This is a genomic window from Gemella cuniculi DSM 15828 (assembly GCF_000425665.1).
GTDB classification, from domain to species: Bacteria; Bacillota; Bacilli; order Staphylococcales; family Gemellaceae; genus Gemella; species Gemella cuniculi.
Map to the genome: position 1 here is coordinate 1 of NZ_KE384433.1, position 17,419 is coordinate 17,419.

A 17,419-nucleotide genomic window follows, 5' to 3' on the forward strand; every position below is an offset into this window, starting at 1 on the left:
TTTTATAGTTTCTTTTCTAAACTGTCCTTTTTGGAATTAACGTTGACTTAATTCGTTTAGTTTTCAATGTTCAAGTTTGTTGCTTTAGCAACTTTTATATCTTATCATTTTTGCACTTCTTTGTCAAGATGTTTTTTTATCTTTTTTCATCTTTTTTTCTGTGCTTTTTTCTTTACTATCTTCTTCTTGAAGACTTTTTCTATTCTATCATTTACTTTTTTATTTGTCAAGTACTTTTTTATTTTTTCCTTAACATTTACTTCTCTTTTCTTCTCTATCGTTCGTCTCTTCTCTAAGACTTTTTTATTCTATCATCTTCTTCCCTCTATGTCAAGGTGGTTTTTACCAAAAAATAAAATAAGGTAGGTATTATAATTTATAACACCTACCTTATTTTATCTATATTTAATTTTTATATCTTCTTCTAATAATATATCCAACATAAACAGCACCTAACAATATTATTATGCCATAACCACTTGTGGCTATTCCTGTCTTAGCTAATTTTCTCTCATTAGTTTTTTTATCTTTGCTGTTTTCTTTATTTTGTGTTGAAACTTTTCCATTATCTTGATGTTTTTTGTTACTCTGTTGGCTATTATCATTTTGTTTTTTTCCATAATCATTGTTATCTTTTTGAGAATTATTGTTATCTTTTCTTATGCCAGTATCACTATTGCTAAAATCTATTTGTACAACTAATGGATCATGATCTGATGCTCTTCCATCTTCTTTCATAAACGAAGAATTAACATGTACTGCATCAAACTTACTTTTTGATAGTATATTTTTAGAAACTAGTATATTATCTAAGCTCTGATTATTCCCTCTATAAAAATATGAGTAACGATCAGCTTCATCATGATTTGTTAATAAACTTATTAATTCATTTCCTTCTACAGCTTTTATCGTTTTTGAAAATTCAAAATCATTAAAATCACCTGTTAAAACAAATTTTAAATTAGGATTTTGTTTTAAACCATTTTTTACAAAATTATTAATAATATTAGCTTGTTCTATACGACTTGCCTGAGAATTTTCTATCGCTGGTTGTTTTCTCCCATACAGTGAATCATCTCCACGTTTTGATTTTAAGTGATTGGCTATTACTACTATATTCTCATTTTTGAATTTAAATTCTGCTGCCAAAGATTTTCTTACGCTATCAAATGCTGGATTAGTTGGCTCAATTCTTGATGGATTTTTTAACAAATGTCCATTTTCAAAAATTGCTGCTTCCCTACTTCCACCAATTTGCTTTTCCACCAATTCTACTCTCTTAGGATTATACAAAAATGCTACTCTTATATTAGCTCCAGGTTTCCCTCCATCTACATTATTTTCAGGTGCTACTTCTGTATATTTATATTCTGGACCACCTAATTCTTTTATTTTATTTATCAAACGTTGACCACTCTTGGTACCATCTACAGTTCCATCATCAACACCACCATTATTATCTTGTACCTCTATTAAACTTATAATATCTGGATTATGAATTTCATTAATAAATGATTTTGCTATTTTTTCTACTTTTTCTTCAGGCGTTTCTTTTGATGAAGTATTGGCTGAAAAATTTTCTATATTATATGAAGCAATAGTTAACTTGTCTTTAGATGGTAATAATTTAGATACTTCTCTTTCTAAATTTCCATTATGTATCTTAGGCATAGATAGGGCTTCTACCTTATACGCTCCATAAGTGTAAGTTACTACTCCTTTAATGTCTTCTGTAAAATAATCTTTTGCTTTTGCTCTATACTTTCTATTCCCCACCAAAATAGGAATAATCTCTGTTGTACGATAATTAGGATTTAGATTAAGACCACCTGCATTATTCAATGGTCTATCATTATAATTTTTTGGTAAAACATATATTTCGCCATAAAGCTGTGGACCAAGAACACGTGGTTGCTCTACCTTAACTAGCATTCCTTCTAGGCTTTCCCAATAATCTATCGCATCTTCTTCAGGATCAAATTTAGAAAATTGATCATTATCTATGATATTTTTTGGCATTTTCTTAGAAATATCAATTGCTTCTGGTAGTTCTGCTGTTCCATTTTTTTCTATTTTTTCTCCAATTATTTGGGTAGTGGATAAATCTGTTTTATTTTTATCTGCATACCCATCTCCGTACCCTTCTTCTACAACACCCGCCACGGTAAGTCTATCACCTACATTAACTTTTTCTTTTGATACAACATACACTGCATCAGAAGTTTTAGGGTTATTATCTGGAGTTATATCTTGAATATAAAATCCCTTAGTGGTTACTTTAGTTACTACTACATTTTTCACTTTTACCTTTTGTCCTTGTAGTGGAGAATCGTGACTTTCTCCTTGAATCACACCAATATTTTCCACTATTTTTTCTTCATTAACCTTACCATTTCCTGAAAGAATTTTAATATCATCTAAAGAATATGGTTTCAACTCTAAAATCCCTTTATCGTTAACAGATAAGATAGCTTTTATTGAAACTTTAGCTCCATTTGATATTCTCGAAGATACTCTATTATAATCAGCACCACTTCTATTATCAATAAACACATTTATTGATTTTCCAGTACTATCTACTGCAGTAAAAATAGTACTTTTATATTTCCCCACTGATTTTATATTTTTAACTTCTAAATTTTCAATATTAACATAAGTTCCTTGATTCAAAGTATTTAAACCCTGAATCGTTTTTGTTTTAGCTTCAACCCTACCTGTTGTTGATATTAATTTATAATTTTTTATATCTGTTAACTGATACTGTCCATTATAAAGATTTACTGTCCCAATAAATGAAATTACATTCCCTTTTTTTATAGCTAAATCTTTTTTAGGATAGACAAATATTCCCTGTCCGTTGGAAGTTTCTACATAAAAACCCATTCCTCCCCAAACATTAACATCACTTACAACCGTTCCTTGAACTGAAACTTTTTGACCTATAGCTAATTTTGTTCTATCAAAATTTTGGTTTACCTCTTCAGCATGAACAGCATTTTTTTCTAGAGCAGGTATTAGTGGAGCCGAAACTAAACTCCCTCCTAAAATTAAACTAGTTAAAATTAATATTATTCTCCTGTTTTTCATAATATTTTCTCCTTTAAAGTTGATTAATATAATTTAATTTTACTATTTCTGTAACAAAAAGACAATAGCAAAGACGAAAGTTTTCTAATTTTAAAATCATTGTTAACTTCTTCTAATTCGAAATTTAACAAATTACACTTAAAAATAAATTAAATATTAGATAATTTACGAATTATTGAGTACCATTGAAATAAAAGAACTTCTATGATATACTGTTGAAACGGTAGGAGGTTGTATACATGACTAATTTTATTGAACCTAATATATCTTTAAAATCAAAAATTCAAAATTTTAAAGATGAATTTATATTTAATAATGAAGTAATTCATGGGGGAAGTCGTTTAGAAAATTATGACATTCCAACTTGGTTAGTTAGTATAGAAAATGTTAAAATGGAAAAAACTTGTCCTGAAGGGATGGTTACAGCACATACATTTTTAATCGTTAATGAAGAAAAAATAGTTGGTATAATAAATGCACGCCATAAACTTAATGATTATCTTCTTAAACACGGAGGACATATTGGATATAGTATTAGAAAAAGTGAACGAAATAAAGGATATGCTAAAAAGGGATTGAATTTTGCTTGCCAATTTTTATTCAATAATTTTCATTTAGATAAAGTTCTTGTAACATGTGATATAGAGAATCATGCGTCAAAATCCGTTATTGAAGCATGTGGTGGAATTTTTGAAAATGAATTTTCTGAAGAAAATAGAACATCTCTTAGATATTGGATTTATAAAAATTAGAATTCTTTCTTTACTAAAAATGGATTTCAGATACAACTATATTTACAGCTGTATCTGAAATCCATTATTGTTACTTCATCTCAACGACCGTAGCTCCTAGACCACCTTCGTTTTGTCCACCGCTTCTGTAACTGGCGACATAGCGATTATTTTTTAAATATTCTCCAATATTTTTTCTAAGTATTCCTGACCCAAGTCCATGAATTATCGTAAAGGTATCATATCCTTGTAAAATTACTTTATCCATGTAATTTTCAATTTCACGTAATGCCTCTTCTGTATTTAATCCTATAACATTTATGTCTATTCCCACTTTTTTGGTACTTACACTACTTGTACTAACATATTTTGTTGCAACTTCTGGCTCGCTATCAATTTTTCTTACTTCTTTTTTCTTAATATTAAGTTTCATAGCACCCATTTTTATTTGTAGATTATTTCCTGTAATTTCAAGAACAGTTGCTCTTTGATTATATCCCAAGACTAAAACATCATCACCTACTTTTATTTCACTGTTGATAAATTTAGGTTGATTGCTTAATTTTTTACCAAGTTTAATGCCATTTTTACTTTTATCCATATTATGAATAATTTCATTAACTTCATGTTGCTTTAAACTCGAATTTTCTTTAAATTCTTTATAAAGCTCTAGCATTTCTTCTTTTTTCCTATCTATTTCACTGTTTAATTGAATACTTAATTCATTATACAAACTTTCTTTATATTCATTGTATTTTTCTAAATTATTATTTAAAACGTTTTTAATATCATTTATTTCTTTTATCATTTTATTAATATACTCAAGTTTGTAATCATACTCTCGTATACTTTCTGATAACTTATCAATAAATATATTATTCTCTTTAGTTGTTTCTTCTAACAACGAACTCGCCTCTAAAACCACAGAACTTTCTAACCCAAGTTTTGATGAAATATTAATTGCGTTTGATTTCCCTGGTAATCCTATTATAAACCTATATGTAGGTTTTAACTTTTCAAAATCGAATTCCATTGACGAATTTTTATAATATTCTGACTCAAAACAATAATTTTTAATTTCAGGATAATGAGTAGTACACAAAATTGTAGACTTTAATCGTTTAAATTTATTTAATAATGCTATTGACAATACTGCCCCTTCACTTGGATCGGTCCCTGAACAAAGTTCATCTAAAAGAACAGCACTTTTATCATTAGCTTCGCTTAAAATTTTTATAATATTTGTCATGTGCGAAGAAAAAGTTGATAAATTATTTTCGATAGATTGTTCATCACCTATATCAACAAAAACATTTTCAAAAAATCCAATAGTAGACTCTTCTAAAGCTGGAATATAGAACCCTAAATGTGAAAGATAAATACATAGTCCCACAGTTTTTAAAATTACCGTTTTCCCTCCCGTATTTGGTCCTGTAATGATAAGAGAGTTTCCTTCATTATCCAAGATTATATCATTTTTCACAACATGCCCACCATCTAATAGTGGATTATACGCCTTTTTTAAATTTATTTTTTGTGTATCAACAATATTTTGCTTATTAAAACCTTTTTGACTACAAAAATTCATTTTAGAGAAAATAAATTCTACTTGAGAAAAATTCCATAATGAGTTTATCAACTCATTTGCTTTTTCTTTTATAACTCCAGAAGCCTCTTTTAAAATTCTTAAAATTTCTTCCCTTTCTTTTCTTCTTAAAATTCCTATTTCGTTGTTTATTTCTACATTCTCTTTTGGTTCTACATAAAAAGTATTTCCTGAAGCTGATTCATCATGAATTATTCCTCCAAAATCATTTTTATATTCTGGCTTTACTAAAATTACATCCCTGTCATTTCTTTTAGTAACTATTGCTTCAGTTAACTTTTTTACATTAGAGCGTAGAATATTTTTTAGAACATGATCACTTTTATTTTTTAATTTTGCTATGTTAGTTTTTATATTCTTTAGTTCTAATGATGCATCTGGACGAATATATCCATCCTCATCAACAATTTTATCTAAAAATCTCTCTAAATCTCCAAAATCATCTAACTTCGCTATGTATCTACTTAAATTTGGATAGTTTTTATTTTCTTGAAGTTTTATCGATTCAAATCTTTTAGAAAATCTATCATATACTATTATATTTCTCAAAATATAATATAATTCTTTTTCAGAAAGGACACTATCTATTTTTGCTTTTTTTACACTATTCTCGTAATCATATATTTTCAAACGAAATTCATTAGGATATTTCCTTAGTAAATCATATCCCTCAGCATTTTCATTATGCACTTCTACTAACTTATTATAATCACTTATATATTTCAAATTTCTAATTTTTTCAAAAGATATTTCTGAATAACAATATTTTTCAATGTCTTTTAATACTAAATCTAAATCTAATTTCTTTTGAGTAATTTGATCCAATTAATCTTCACTCCTTTTCTTTTATACTGCATATTCATTCGATAAATAATATTATACAATAAATAAATTTTTAAAACAATTTTCTTTAACAAAAAATATAGCAATAACCAATCTAGATTGATTATTGCTATATTTTACTATCTATTAAAAAATAAATTTATTAACTGTTTGGATAAGATTGGAGTATTTTGAAGTATGTAATCAGGTAATGTAGAATTTGTAAATATAGTAGTTTTCCATTCTGGAGATGGCAACACCGTTACAAAATATAAAACTACAAAAATTACTAAGTATATTTCTAAAAATCCTAACACTCCACCTAATAATCTGTCAGTTGTTTTTATTAATGGTAGTTTTCTTACTACTCCTAAAACGGAGGCTAATATTTGAATGATCAACCTAATTAATATAAACAAAACTATAAACGAAATTATTCTATAATACGCTGTTGGAATATTTAATCCTTTGTAAATCCCCTCTAATCCTTCTGTTACATCAGCAGGTATTGGAATCAAATTAGTAAATAAATATGCCAATCTTGAACTAAATAACATAGATATAACATATCCTATTATTATAGTTCCCAAGTAAAATAACTGAACAATCAAGCCACGTTTATATCCTAAATAAATACCTGAAATTAATAATAAACCAATTATTATATCAACCATAAAATCATCCTTTCTTACAAATTTTTGATTTCATATAAAAATACTCTGTAAAACTACATAATTCTATCAAAAGATTTTATTTATCTATTCTTATCGCAATCTACAACTAAAATATTTTTTAACAAATTTCACTTAAAACAACTATACAAATTATACATATTTAACTTTAAAGTAGCATTAATCAAACTTAGACTAATGCTACTTTTTATTTAATAAATAATTTTCTTACTCAACACCTATAATATATGGATAAACTGGTTGTCCTGACTCAACAAGTTCTACTTCTACATCAGGATACTTTTCTTCCAATAACTTTTCTAAGAAATCGGTATACTCATCTGTACTTTCTTCTCCTAAATACAGAGTTACTATTTCTTTATCTTCATCAATAGATTTTTCAAGTAATTCCTCTAAAACTAAATTTAATGACAAGTTTGAAACTACTATTTTTCCATTTTTAATTCCCATATACTCATCTTTTTTAATTTCTACACCCTCAATATTAGTATCTCTTACAGCATGTGTTACTTCTAAAGTACTAACCGAGCTCAACACCTCTTGCATATTAGCAAAATTTTCTTCTGGTGCAGCCTGTGTATTGAATGTCATTACTGCAGCCAAACCTTGTGGTGCCGTTTTACTTTCTATTACAAAGACATTTTCTTCTGCTAATTCAGCCGCTTGTTTAGCTGCCAACTGAATATTTTTATTATTTGGGAATATAAAAATATTTTTTGCATTAACTTCTTTAATAGCCTTCATTATATCTTCTGTAGATGGATTCATTGTTTGACCACCTTCAACGATATAATCAACTCCCATAGAAGTTAAAACTTTACTAAGTCCTCTTCCCATGGAAATTGAAATCAGTGCTTGATTTTTTTGTTCTTTTGAAACGTTAGATTGTTTTTCTTCTTGTTTCCTTAAAACTTCTCTATGTTGCTCACGCATATTATCAGATTTTATTTTTATAAGCTCTCCATACTGTTGCCCATAATTAAAAACATCTCCTGGAGTTTCTGTATGAACGTGAATTTTTACATACTCACTATCAGAAATAACTAATAATGAGTCTCCAAATTTACTCATGTCCTCTCTAAATTTATCTTCATCAAACTCTTTTTTATCATTAGATAGACGTACTGTAAATTCTGTACAGAATCCATAAACTATATCTTCAGGACTCATAAAATCCATATCGTGATTATCTTCAAACTGCATATCAACTATGTTAGTTTCTACAGCATCCAAGCCATCAATTTCTTCTCCTTTAAGTGCAGCAACAAATCCTTGATATACACAAACTAATCCTTGCCCTCCAGAATCAACAACTCCAACTTCTTTTAAAATTGGTAATAAATCTGGTGTTCTTTTTAACGATTCTTGTGCTTCTGCATAAATTTCATCCATCACTTCTACAATTGATGATGTTTCCTCTGATTTTTTCACACCCGCTTCTGCTGCTTCACGAGCAACAGTTAGTATAGTTCCTTCAACAGGTTTTATAATTGCTTTATAAGCAATACTTACACCATTTTGAATAGCTGCTGCAAATTCCTTAGCGTCTATTTCGCTTTTATCAGCAATATATTGTGACATTCCTCTAAATAATTGTGAGAGGATAACACCTGAATTACCACGCGCACCCATTAATAAACCTTTTGAAAAAGATTTTCCTAATTGTCCTATATTTTCTACAATATTTGCAGCAGTTTCTTTTGCACCTGATGTCATAGAAAGATTCATATTTGTCCCTGTATCACCATCTGGCACTGGAAAAACATTTAATGAGTTAATTTTTTCTGCATTTTTTGCTAAATTTCTAGATCCTAAATCTATCATTTTAGCAAAAACGAGACCATTTATTTTTTCCACTATCTTTCCTCCTATTTATTAACCTTGATGCCTTGAATATAGATATTTATTTCATCTACCTTAACACCTAATGTTTTTTCTATTTGATATTTTACTGAAGATTGAACATTATTAGCAATCTCAGAAATTTTTGTTCCATACATAACTATAATGTATAAATCAATTACTAATTTACCTTCATCATTTTTTACTACTATTCCTTTAGAATAATTTTCTTTACCTAAGATTTCTATTATTCCATCTTTTACTTGGTTTTTACTAGCCATTCCTATAATTCCATAGCAACTTACAGCCGCTCCACCAGCTACCGATGAAATAACATCATCACTAATCGTAACATAACCTAGTTCATTATTAATTTCTATTGACATATTTTTTCCTCCTATTTAAAAATAGACAAAATGAAACATACGAATAATTATACCCTTTTTATAACAAAAATACAAGTAAAACATTGATACTTCAAAATTTAGAGCCTTTGATTATCTCTTTAATCAAAAGCCCTTATTTTTTATTACAAAATTATTTATTTTTATTTACACACTCTTTTGAGTGAATCATTAAAGTGATGATATCACACACTGGTGTTGGTATATTGTGTTTTTTCCCTAATTTAGAAATAGCTCCGTTAAGATAATCTATTTCTGTCAACCTTCCATTTTTCATATCTTGATACAATGATGGATAATGTAATCCTGCTGTTTTTGGATCAAAGCAATTTTCTATATTTTTTTCAATTATTTCTTGTTTTACATCTATACCTTCTGCATGACCAACTTTAGTAACTTCGTTTAAAACCGCTCTAGTTAACTCTAAATGTTTTTCATAAGTTCCATATTGATTAATATTGCAATCAATTAATGTACAGTAAGTATTCAAAACACAATTTAAACCTGCTTTATGCCAAATTGACTGATATGTATCGTCTGAATATTTCAAATTCAAACCTGCTTTATTTAGTCTATCAATCAGTGCTAATGTTTCTTCTAAATTTTCTTCTTTAACTTGCTTTATTTCTGTTTTCCCTGTCCCATACGCTTTTAATACTCCAGCACCTCCAAGACCGCTCGTCCAAACTGTGACACCAATAAGAATATTTTCTTCTTTTACAAATTCTTTAAGTGTATCAACATGTCCTAACCCGTTCAAAATACAAATTATCTTCGTATTTTCATGTATCAAATGTTTTACATCATTTAACATATTTCTAAGTTGCATAGATTTTGTAGCTACAAAAACAACATCAAAAGTACCTGTCGCTTCTTCTGGATAATTTGTAGGTATATAATAATTACCTAAATCTTTATCATCTATTATTACCTTCAGTCCATCTTTTGTAATATTTTCAACATGCTCTTTCCAAGAATCAACAAATGTTACATCCTCTCCATTTTTAAATAACATGTACCCAAATCTCGAACCTAATGCACCAGCACCAGCGAATAAAATTTTCATATCTTATTCTCCTTATTAATTATTTTTCTTTTCTATATATTATATTTTATCTTGATATTAATATTTTGTCAACGTTCTCGAAATCTATTATCTATCTTAAAGTTTAATGATAAAAAAGATATTTAAAAGAATTTCCAATTCTTTTAAATATCTTTAATACTGATTATGATAAGTTTTCTGTTGAATATGCATCAACTTTATAAAGTTTTAATACATCTGAATAAAGTCTATCTGCCACAAATGCAACAAAGAATGGAATCACAAAGAAAGCTAAAACAATCGATAATAAACTTCCTTGATTTAATTCGTAAGATTTTGTTGGTCCAATTAAACCAATAATTCCAAATCCTGCACTATCTTGATTGCCTAAAATGTTAAGAAAATATCCCGCTATTCCAGTTATTGCTGATGTTGTTAATATAGTCAAGAATAATTGTGGTTTTCTCGCACAGTTAGGCATCATAAGTTTTATTGCACCTAAAATTATCGCTGCACTTGCACCTCTATTTTTAGCTCTAAATGTTCCAATTGACAATACTGCTGCTGCCGAAAGAACACCTAGAGTTGCCGCTCCTGCACCTATAAAATTCTCATTAGTAAACAATATTATTCCCATTGCTACCGTAGAAACTGGTGTTACTATCATAAAAGAAAATGCCATAGCAATTAACATACACATAAGCAATGGTTGTAATGTTGTAAACTTAAAAATAACAGATGCTAGTAGACTAGTCAATCCTTTCATATAAGGTAACGTCACTAATCCAAGTGCAGATACTAACCCTCCTGCTATTGGTAGAAAAATAATTGTAACAGTACCAAATTTATCACGTAAAAGAGATATAACTAAAGCACCTACAATAGCAACTAATATTACATTGAATAAGTCACCCATAGGAACTCCTGTCCACGCTTTTGCAGTCGCATTATATGATAATGAACCACTTCCTGCTAAAACTGTTGCTCCTAAAACTGCTGATTCAAGTGGTTTGAATTTCAAACTTTGTCCAATAATTACTCCAACTAATACTGGAACCGAAAATTGTAATAAATACATAGCCTGGGATAATGTTTTAAAAATATCTGGAGCAAAATGTGATCCTAAATATTTGAATAATGTGCTAAGTACCGCATTAGGGATTAGACCTATAACTATTCCTAATGCTGTCCCATTTAAAATAATATTAAGAAAATCCTTAACCTTTTTCGACATATATTACCTCCTATTTTTACATTGTTTACACTATAATAATATAAAACCGAAAAAAAGTAAAGAATTTTTCGAAATTATATTAATATTTTTCAAATAAAATACTTTTAAATTCAGTCTATTTATTACTAGAAAAAACTTATAGAAATTTCTCAAATATTTTTTTACAAATAGTTGAATTTTAGTTGTTCCTTGATAAAAAATTATTTTTTTATTATTTATTCACTTTTAAAGAAGTGGTTTCTTGTTTGGAATTCCTGCTTTTCTTGGATATTTATTAGGTGTTTCTTTCGCTTTTCTTATTTCTAATATATGTCTTTCTTCTCCAGCTATTTCAAATTCTATGTCTTTTTCTAACTTTCCACCAAGCAATTTTATAACATTTACCGCTTCCTTAATTTCTTCTTCCGCCTTCTGTGATTTTAAACTCAAAAAATATCCATCTTTTTTCACAAGTGGTAGGCAAAGTTCTGATAAAACATTTAGCCTTGCAACTGCTCTTGCTGTTACTATTTCAAAACTTTCTCGAAAATTTTTATTTTGACCTATTTCTTCTGCTCTCGCATGGATAAAATTACAATTATCTAATTTTAATTCCTCCTGTAGTAAACTTAAAAATTTTATACGTTTATTTAATGAATCTACTATTGTAATTTTTAAATTTGGATACAATATTTTTAACGGTATTGATGGAAATCCTGCACCACTTCCAACATCACATAAATTTTCAATTTTGCTATAATCTCTATAAAAAGATAGTGAGATTGAATCATAAAAATGCTTCTTATAAAATTCATCTTTATCTGTTATTGCAGTTAAATTTATTTTTTTATTCCATTCTATTACTAAACTATAATACTTTTCAAATTGTTCTTTTTGTATTGAACTTAGTATTATTCCTGTATTTTTTTCAACCTCTTTATAAAACTGTTCTTTGTTCATCTTTATCTATTTCCTCTTCTTTGCTCTAAGAAAACTAATAAAATAGAAATATCTGCTGGATTAACACCTGAAATTCGCGATGCTTGTCCTATCGTTAACGGCAAAACTTTCTTTAGTTTTTCTCTTGCTTCTAATGCCAAACTTGGTACTTCATCATAATCTAGATCACTAGGGATTTTCATTTCATTCATTTTTTTTAGTTTCTCTACTTGTTGTAATGATTTTTTTATGTATCCTTCATACTTAACTTCTATTTCTACTTGTTCAATTACATCTTTTGACAATTTAGTTTCATCTTCTGCTAAATACAGCACATCATTATAATCAAGTTCTGGTCTTCTTAACATATCAATTGCTAATATTCCATCACGTATTTCTGCACTGTTTAATTCTACTAATTTTTCTAGCGTTTTTTGAGTCGGAGTAATTCTGAAAGTCTTTAGTCTTTCAATTTCGTTCGACACACTTTCTCGTTTGTGGCAAAACTTTTTATATCTTTCTTCTGTTATCAATCCATAATTATATGCTTTTTCTGTAAGTCTCATATCTGCATTATCATGTCTTAACAACAATCTATGCTCTGCTCTTGAAGTTAAAAGTCTATATGGTTCATTAGTACCTTTTGTTACTAAATCATCTATTAGTACCCCTATATATGCTTCATCTCGCCCTAGAATCATAGGTTTTTCTTGTAAAACTTTACAAGCTGCATTTATTCCTGCAATAATTCCTTGCCCTGCTGCCTCTTCATATCCACTAGTTCCATTGATTTGTCCTGCAGTAAATAAACCATCTATCAATTTTGTTTCTAATGTTGGCCATAATGTTACAGGATTTATCGCATCATATTCTATTGCATAACCATTACGCATAATAACCGCATTTTCTAATCCTACAATTGATCTTACCATATCACGTTGAACATCATCTGGCAATGAAGTAGATAATCCTTGTATATATATTTCTTTTGTGTTTCTTCCCTCTGGTTCTAAGAAAAGTTGGTGTCGTTCTTTATCATTAAATCTAACATATTTATCTTCAATACTTGGACAGTATCTTGGTCCTGTACCTTTTATTACACCTGAATACATTGCAGAACGTCCCAAATTTTTATCTATTATTTCATGAGTATTTTTATTTGTATATGTTAACCAACATGGAATTTGATCTTCTATAAATTTCTCAGTTTTATAACTAAAAGCATGATGCTCTTCATCGCCAGGTTGAATAGCTGTTTTTGAAAAATCTACACTATCTGCATTTACTCTCGGCGGAGTTCCTGTTTTAAATCTTACAAGATCAAACCCTAAATCTTCTAATTGCTTTGCTAAATCTATTGATGGCATTTGATGATTCGGACCTGAAGAATATTTTATATCACCAATTACTATTTCACCTCGAAGATATGTTCCAGTGGTTATTATGATAGTTTTCGACTTATAACTAGTTCCTAGCATAGTTTTCAAACCAATTACTTTGTTATCTTCTATTATTAATTCTTTAACCATAGCCTGCTCTATATCTAAATTAGGAGTATCTTCAAGTATCTTTTTCATTTCTAATTGATATTCAACCTTATCTGATTGCATCCTTAATGCACGAACAGCTGGACCTTTCGCAGTGTTTAACATTTTACTTTGAATATTAGTTTTATCTGCTACATATCCCATAAGTCCGCCAAGAGCGTCCACTTCTCTTACTACAATTCCTTTTGCAGGACCTCCTATGCTCGGATTACATGGCATAAAACCTATTGTATCTAAATTTATTGTAATCATAAGAGTTTTAACACCCTTTCTACTTGCAGCATGTGCTGCTTCTATTCCTGCATGTCCTCCTCCAATTACAATAACATCATACTCTTTTAAAAATTCAGTCATAGTACCTCCATATATTTTAACGTAATTGCAAAATAATGCTTTGACCAAAATTTTGATATATTACTAAATTTTACCCTTATAATATTATCATAACACTTGAAAAAAAACTAATAATAAACTTAAAATTTCATATTAAAAGTTTATAGCTAGAAATAAAAAGAATCGTAGTATAAGATACTACGATTAAAATTTTCATTCATTTTTTTCATTAAAATTTTCAAAATCATTTTTATTAAATGATTTCAAATACTTATCCACCATAATAGAATTTGTCATCCCACCACTTACATTTAAACAAGTACGTCCCATATCTAAAATTGGATCCACCGCTAAAATAGGATTAATTTGATTAAATAATGCTCCGAAACCTACACCATTTACACTAACACTCGCTGCTGTTATAGCAGTCCCTGGCACACCTGCTATTCCTACCGAACCCAAAGTAACAACAATTATTGTCATTAAGAATAAAGTAATATCTATCCCTATACCATTAGCATTGGCTAAAAATACTATTAACATTGTGGGATAAATTCCTGCACAGCCTTGCATTCCTGCTGTTGAAGAAAATGAGGCAACAAAATTCGCTGTTGATTGATTAACTCCCATTTCTTTTGTTAGAGTATTAATTGTCAAAGGTAAAGTTCCCGCACTTGAGCGTGAAGTAAACGCAAGAATTAAAGGTTTACTTGCTTTTTTAAAATAAGTAATTGGCGATAAGCCATGTATCGCTAAGAATATCGCTTGAACTATAAATTGAATAATTATTGCAAGATAAAGTAATACTATAAATAACAGCACATCTTTTATAGATTTCAAACCACGTTGTGCTATAGTATTGGCTAATAATGGAATTACTGCATAAGGCAATAACTTAATAACCATTATCGTAATTCTCGAAACAATCACGTGAAGACTCGCTATATAATCAACAAAAGATTTTACCTTTTGTTCATTTTTATTTTGAACATATCTAGCAGCAATACCAATAAACATTGCAAAAATTACAATTCCAATAATATTAAAATCAGTCATTGCTTTAACAGGATTAGATGGTATTAATTCACGTAATATAGTTACCACATCTTTTACTTCCTTAATTTTACTATCACCACTTCCTAGTGCAATAGAATTATTTCCAAGTTTAAAAATAGCTGAAATAAAAAATCCAATAATAGAACTTATCGCCACCATTCCTAATGTTACTGTAAGCGTAAGACGAGTCATTTTTTTCACATCAGTATTATAATTAATATTAACTATAACATTAATTATAGATACCAATACTAGTGGAATAATTAACATCTTTATTAAATCAATAAATCCATTGCCAAATAAAGAATACCATTTGGTTATTTCTGCAATATACTTAATATTCATAGGAGTATCATTAAAACCTGAGTAAACCTGAATAATAACTCCCAATAATAAACCGATGACTGTAGCTAACAAAGTTCTTTTAGTGGAACTAACTCGTTTTTTTGCAAGATAATACATAAAGTAAAATAAAGCAAAAAGTATAACTAAAAATAATAATGTTTCTTTTGTAGAAATCATAAGAAACTTCTCAAAAAATGTAAAATTGTTTCCCATTTTATCACCTCTTATGAGTCGATCACTCAACTCACTTTCCGTATTTATTATAAAAATTTTTTCTTAGTTAATTTTTACAATAAGTACAGATAAAATGGAAACGAGTAATCTCATTTTCCATAACATACCTCCAAAGTTTAAAGTTGAATATAATTAAACTACATTTTAGACTTATTTTCAATTTTTTTGCTCATAACTTAAAATATAATAAATATCTATTAATTATAATTAAATTATTTATATTTTTTTAATTTTTATTTACTAAATTTTTTATATGAGTTATAATATTTAATAGTAATTAAAATCTAACATAGAATGGAGTGAAATTTTTGTGAATATAAAATTAGTTTATGCTAGCCTTACCGGTAATACTGAAATGCTATCAGATTTAATGATTGAGAAATTTGAAGAAAAAAAAGGCTTAGAACTTGAAAAATTATTTATAGAAGACATGGAAAATTTTGATTTTCTTGATGATGCTGATGCCTTTATCATCGCTACTTATACTTATGGAGATGGAGAACTTCCAGAAGAAATGGAAGATTTTTTTGAAGCACTTGCTGACAAAAATTTTGATGGAAAAATCTATGGAGTAATAGGAACTGGTGATACGGTGTACGAACAATACTGTGTATGTGTAGACCAATTCGATGAACAAATTGCCAAAACTGGTGCCATAAATCCTACTCTAAACCTAAAAATTGAAATTGAAGCAGATACTGATGAAGATTTTGAAAATATTGATAAATTCATTGAAGATTTCTCTGCTGCATTATAGTTAATGCCATTATATCTGAGAATTATTAATTTAATTATCTAAAAATAGAAGCAACTAGATTTTATATCTAATTGCTTCTATTTTTTAGTTATTTTTCATAAAGCAATTTTTTTTACTTTGTGAACTGCTTTATTTTGTAAACAACAATTTATTTATCTTCTTTTAATTTTCTTCTTACTGCTAATCCAATTAATCCAATTAATGTAAGTCCTGGTAATGTTGAAGAAGTTTCTATTCCAGTATTTGGTAGCTTACCTTTAGATGTAACTACTTTTTGATTTTGCATTGGCTTAATCTCATTATTTGAAGTTTGCACTGGTGGTATTGGAGTTGACGTTGTTACTTTTTTATAAATATAAACTACTTTAGTCGTTCCTTCTACTACTTTTCCTGTTTCTTTTCCACTAACACGCACTAATTCATATTTAATTCCATTTTTCTCAATTATACGTGGATTTTCTCCAGGTTCATCAGTGTTATAATCTGTTCCTACCGGTGATTTCGGTGTATCTGTTCTCGGAGTTTTTAACTCATTTCCTTCTTCATCACGATATTCGACAATAACATTTCCTTCTTTGACTTGTGGTCTTGGCTCTGGCTGTGGTTGCGGTTGTGGTTCTTCTTTTTCTTTGTATTCATAAACAACTGTTGTTGTTCCTTCTATCACTTTTCCTGTTTCTGCTGATGAATCTTTTTTATGTCCTACTAACACATATGTTTTTCCATCTTTTGTTATTTCTTTTGGATTTTCTCCTTCTTCATCAGT

At 28.5% G+C, this 17,419-nt stretch carries 13 protein-coding genes; 2 read left to right on the forward strand and 11 right to left on the reverse strand.

Annotated elements, in window-relative coordinates:
- Window positions 1-405: 405 nt before the first annotated feature.
- On the reverse strand, window positions 406-3,087 hold the full coding sequence (locus H612_RS09350) for an endonuclease/exonuclease/phosphatase family protein (protein ID WP_051210195.1): 2,682 nt from the start codon (window positions 3,085-3,087) through the stop codon (window positions 406-408).
- 239 nt (window positions 3,088-3,326) lie between these two features.
- Between H612_RS09350 and H612_RS0107645 the strand changes: the two genes are divergently transcribed.
- On the forward strand, window positions 3,327-3,839 hold the full coding sequence (locus tag H612_RS0107645; protein WP_027130906.1) for a GNAT family N-acetyltransferase: 513 nt from the start codon (window positions 3,327-3,329) through the stop codon (window positions 3,837-3,839).
- Between the two features lie 70 nt (window positions 3,840-3,909).
- On the opposite strand, the gene H612_RS0107650 is transcribed toward H612_RS0107645, so the two are convergent.
- The 9 genes from H612_RS0107650 to H612_RS0107690 form a co-directional block, all read right to left on the reverse strand.
- Window positions 3,910-6,249 (reverse strand): endonuclease MutS2, encoded by a 2,340-nt coding sequence (locus tag H612_RS0107650; RefSeq protein WP_027130907.1) that lies wholly within the window; start codon window positions 6,247-6,249, stop codon window positions 3,910-3,912.
- Between the two features lie 137 nt (window positions 6,250-6,386).
- Window positions 6,387-6,920: a CvpA family protein gene (locus H612_RS0107655; RefSeq protein ID WP_027130908.1), complete on the reverse strand. Its 534-nt coding sequence runs from the start codon at window positions 6,918-6,920 to the stop codon at window positions 6,387-6,389.
- A gap of 225 nt (window positions 6,921-7,145) precedes the next feature.
- Window positions 7,146-8,795: a DAK2 domain-containing protein gene (locus tag H612_RS0107660; protein ID WP_027130909.1), complete on the reverse strand. Its 1,650-nt coding sequence runs from the start codon at window positions 8,793-8,795 to the stop codon at window positions 7,146-7,148.
- An 11-nt stretch (window positions 8,796-8,806) separates the two neighbouring features.
- Window positions 8,807-9,166 (reverse strand): Asp23/Gls24 family envelope stress response protein, encoded by a 360-nt coding sequence (locus tag H612_RS0107665; protein ID WP_027130910.1) that lies wholly within the window; start codon window positions 9,164-9,166, stop codon window positions 8,807-8,809.
- A 151-nt stretch (window positions 9,167-9,317) separates the two neighbouring features.
- On the reverse strand, window positions 9,318-10,250 hold the full coding sequence (locus H612_RS0107670; protein WP_027130911.1) for a ketopantoate reductase family protein: 933 nt from the start codon (window positions 10,248-10,250) through the stop codon (window positions 9,318-9,320).
- A 163-nt stretch (window positions 10,251-10,413) separates the two neighbouring features.
- Window positions 10,414-11,463, reverse strand: coding sequence for a PTS sugar transporter subunit IIC (locus H612_RS0107675; RefSeq protein ID WP_027130912.1), 1,050 nt, complete (start codon window positions 11,461-11,463; stop codon window positions 10,414-10,416).
- Window positions 11,464-11,688: 225 nt separating this feature from the next.
- Window positions 11,689-12,402 carry a 16S rRNA (guanine(527)-N(7))-methyltransferase RsmG gene (gene rsmG / locus H612_RS0107680; protein ID WP_027130913.1) on the reverse strand — a complete coding sequence of 238 codons (714 nt, stop codon included), beginning with the start codon at window positions 12,400-12,402 and terminating at the stop codon, window positions 11,689-11,691.
- Between the two features lie 2 nt (window positions 12,403-12,404).
- Entirely contained in the window at window positions 12,405-14,282 is a 1,878-nt protein-coding gene (gene mnmG / locus H612_RS0107685) for a tRNA uridine-5-carboxymethylaminomethyl(34) synthesis enzyme MnmG (RefSeq protein WP_027130914.1), read from the reverse strand.
- A gap of 192 nt (window positions 14,283-14,474) precedes the next feature.
- Window positions 14,475-15,875: a cation:dicarboxylate symporter family transporter gene (locus H612_RS0107690; RefSeq protein WP_027130915.1), complete on the reverse strand. Its 1,401-nt coding sequence runs from the start codon at window positions 15,873-15,875 to the stop codon at window positions 14,475-14,477.
- Window positions 15,876-16,206: 331 nt separating this feature from the next.
- On the opposite strand from H612_RS0107690, the gene H612_RS0107695 reads away from it, so the two are divergent.
- A complete protein-coding gene (locus H612_RS0107695; RefSeq protein ID WP_027130916.1) occupies window positions 16,207-16,653 on the forward strand; it encodes a flavodoxin domain-containing protein in 447 nt (148 codons plus the stop codon).
- Window positions 16,654-16,801: 148 nt separating this feature from the next.
- Here H612_RS0107695 and H612_RS10095 read toward each other — a convergent pair.
- On the reverse strand, window positions 16,802-17,419 hold a 618-nt coding region (locus tag H612_RS10095), incomplete at its 5' end, for a MucBP domain-containing protein (protein WP_027130917.1).

What these genes read in the sequence shown, in the direction of transcription:
- H612_RS0107690 (WP_027130915.1), bottom strand. Translation starts at nt 15,875, where the DNA reads ATGGGAAACAATTTTACATTTTTTGAGAAGTTTCTTATGATTTCTACA.
- mnmG (WP_027130914.1), bottom strand. Translation starts at nt 14,282, where the DNA reads ATGACTGAATTTTTAAAAGAGTATGATGTTATTGTAATTGGAGGAGGA.
- H612_RS0107645 (WP_027130906.1), top strand. Translation starts at nt 3,327, where the DNA reads ATGACTAATTTTATTGAACCTAATATATCTTTAAAATCAAAAATTCAA.
- H612_RS0107665 (WP_027130910.1), bottom strand. Translation starts at nt 9,166, where the DNA reads ATGTCAATAGAAATTAATAATGAACTAGGTTATGTTACGATTAGTGAT.
- H612_RS0107655 (WP_027130908.1), bottom strand. Translation starts at nt 6,920, where the DNA reads ATGGTTGATATAATAATTGGTTTATTATTAATTTCAGGTATTTATTTA.
- H612_RS0107675 (WP_027130912.1), bottom strand. Translation starts at nt 11,463, where the DNA reads ATGTCGAAAAAGGTTAAGGATTTTCTTAATATTATTTTAAATGGGACA.
- H612_RS0107670 (WP_027130911.1), bottom strand. Translation starts at nt 10,250, where the DNA reads ATGAAAATTTTATTCGCTGGTGCTGGTGCATTAGGTTCGAGATTTGGG.
- rsmG (WP_027130913.1), bottom strand. Translation starts at nt 12,402, where the DNA reads ATGAACAAAGAACAGTTTTATAAAGAGGTTGAAAAAAATACAGGAATA.
- H612_RS09350 (WP_051210195.1), bottom strand. Translation starts at nt 3,087, where the DNA reads ATGAAAAACAGGAGAATAATATTAATTTTAACTAGTTTAATTTTAGGA.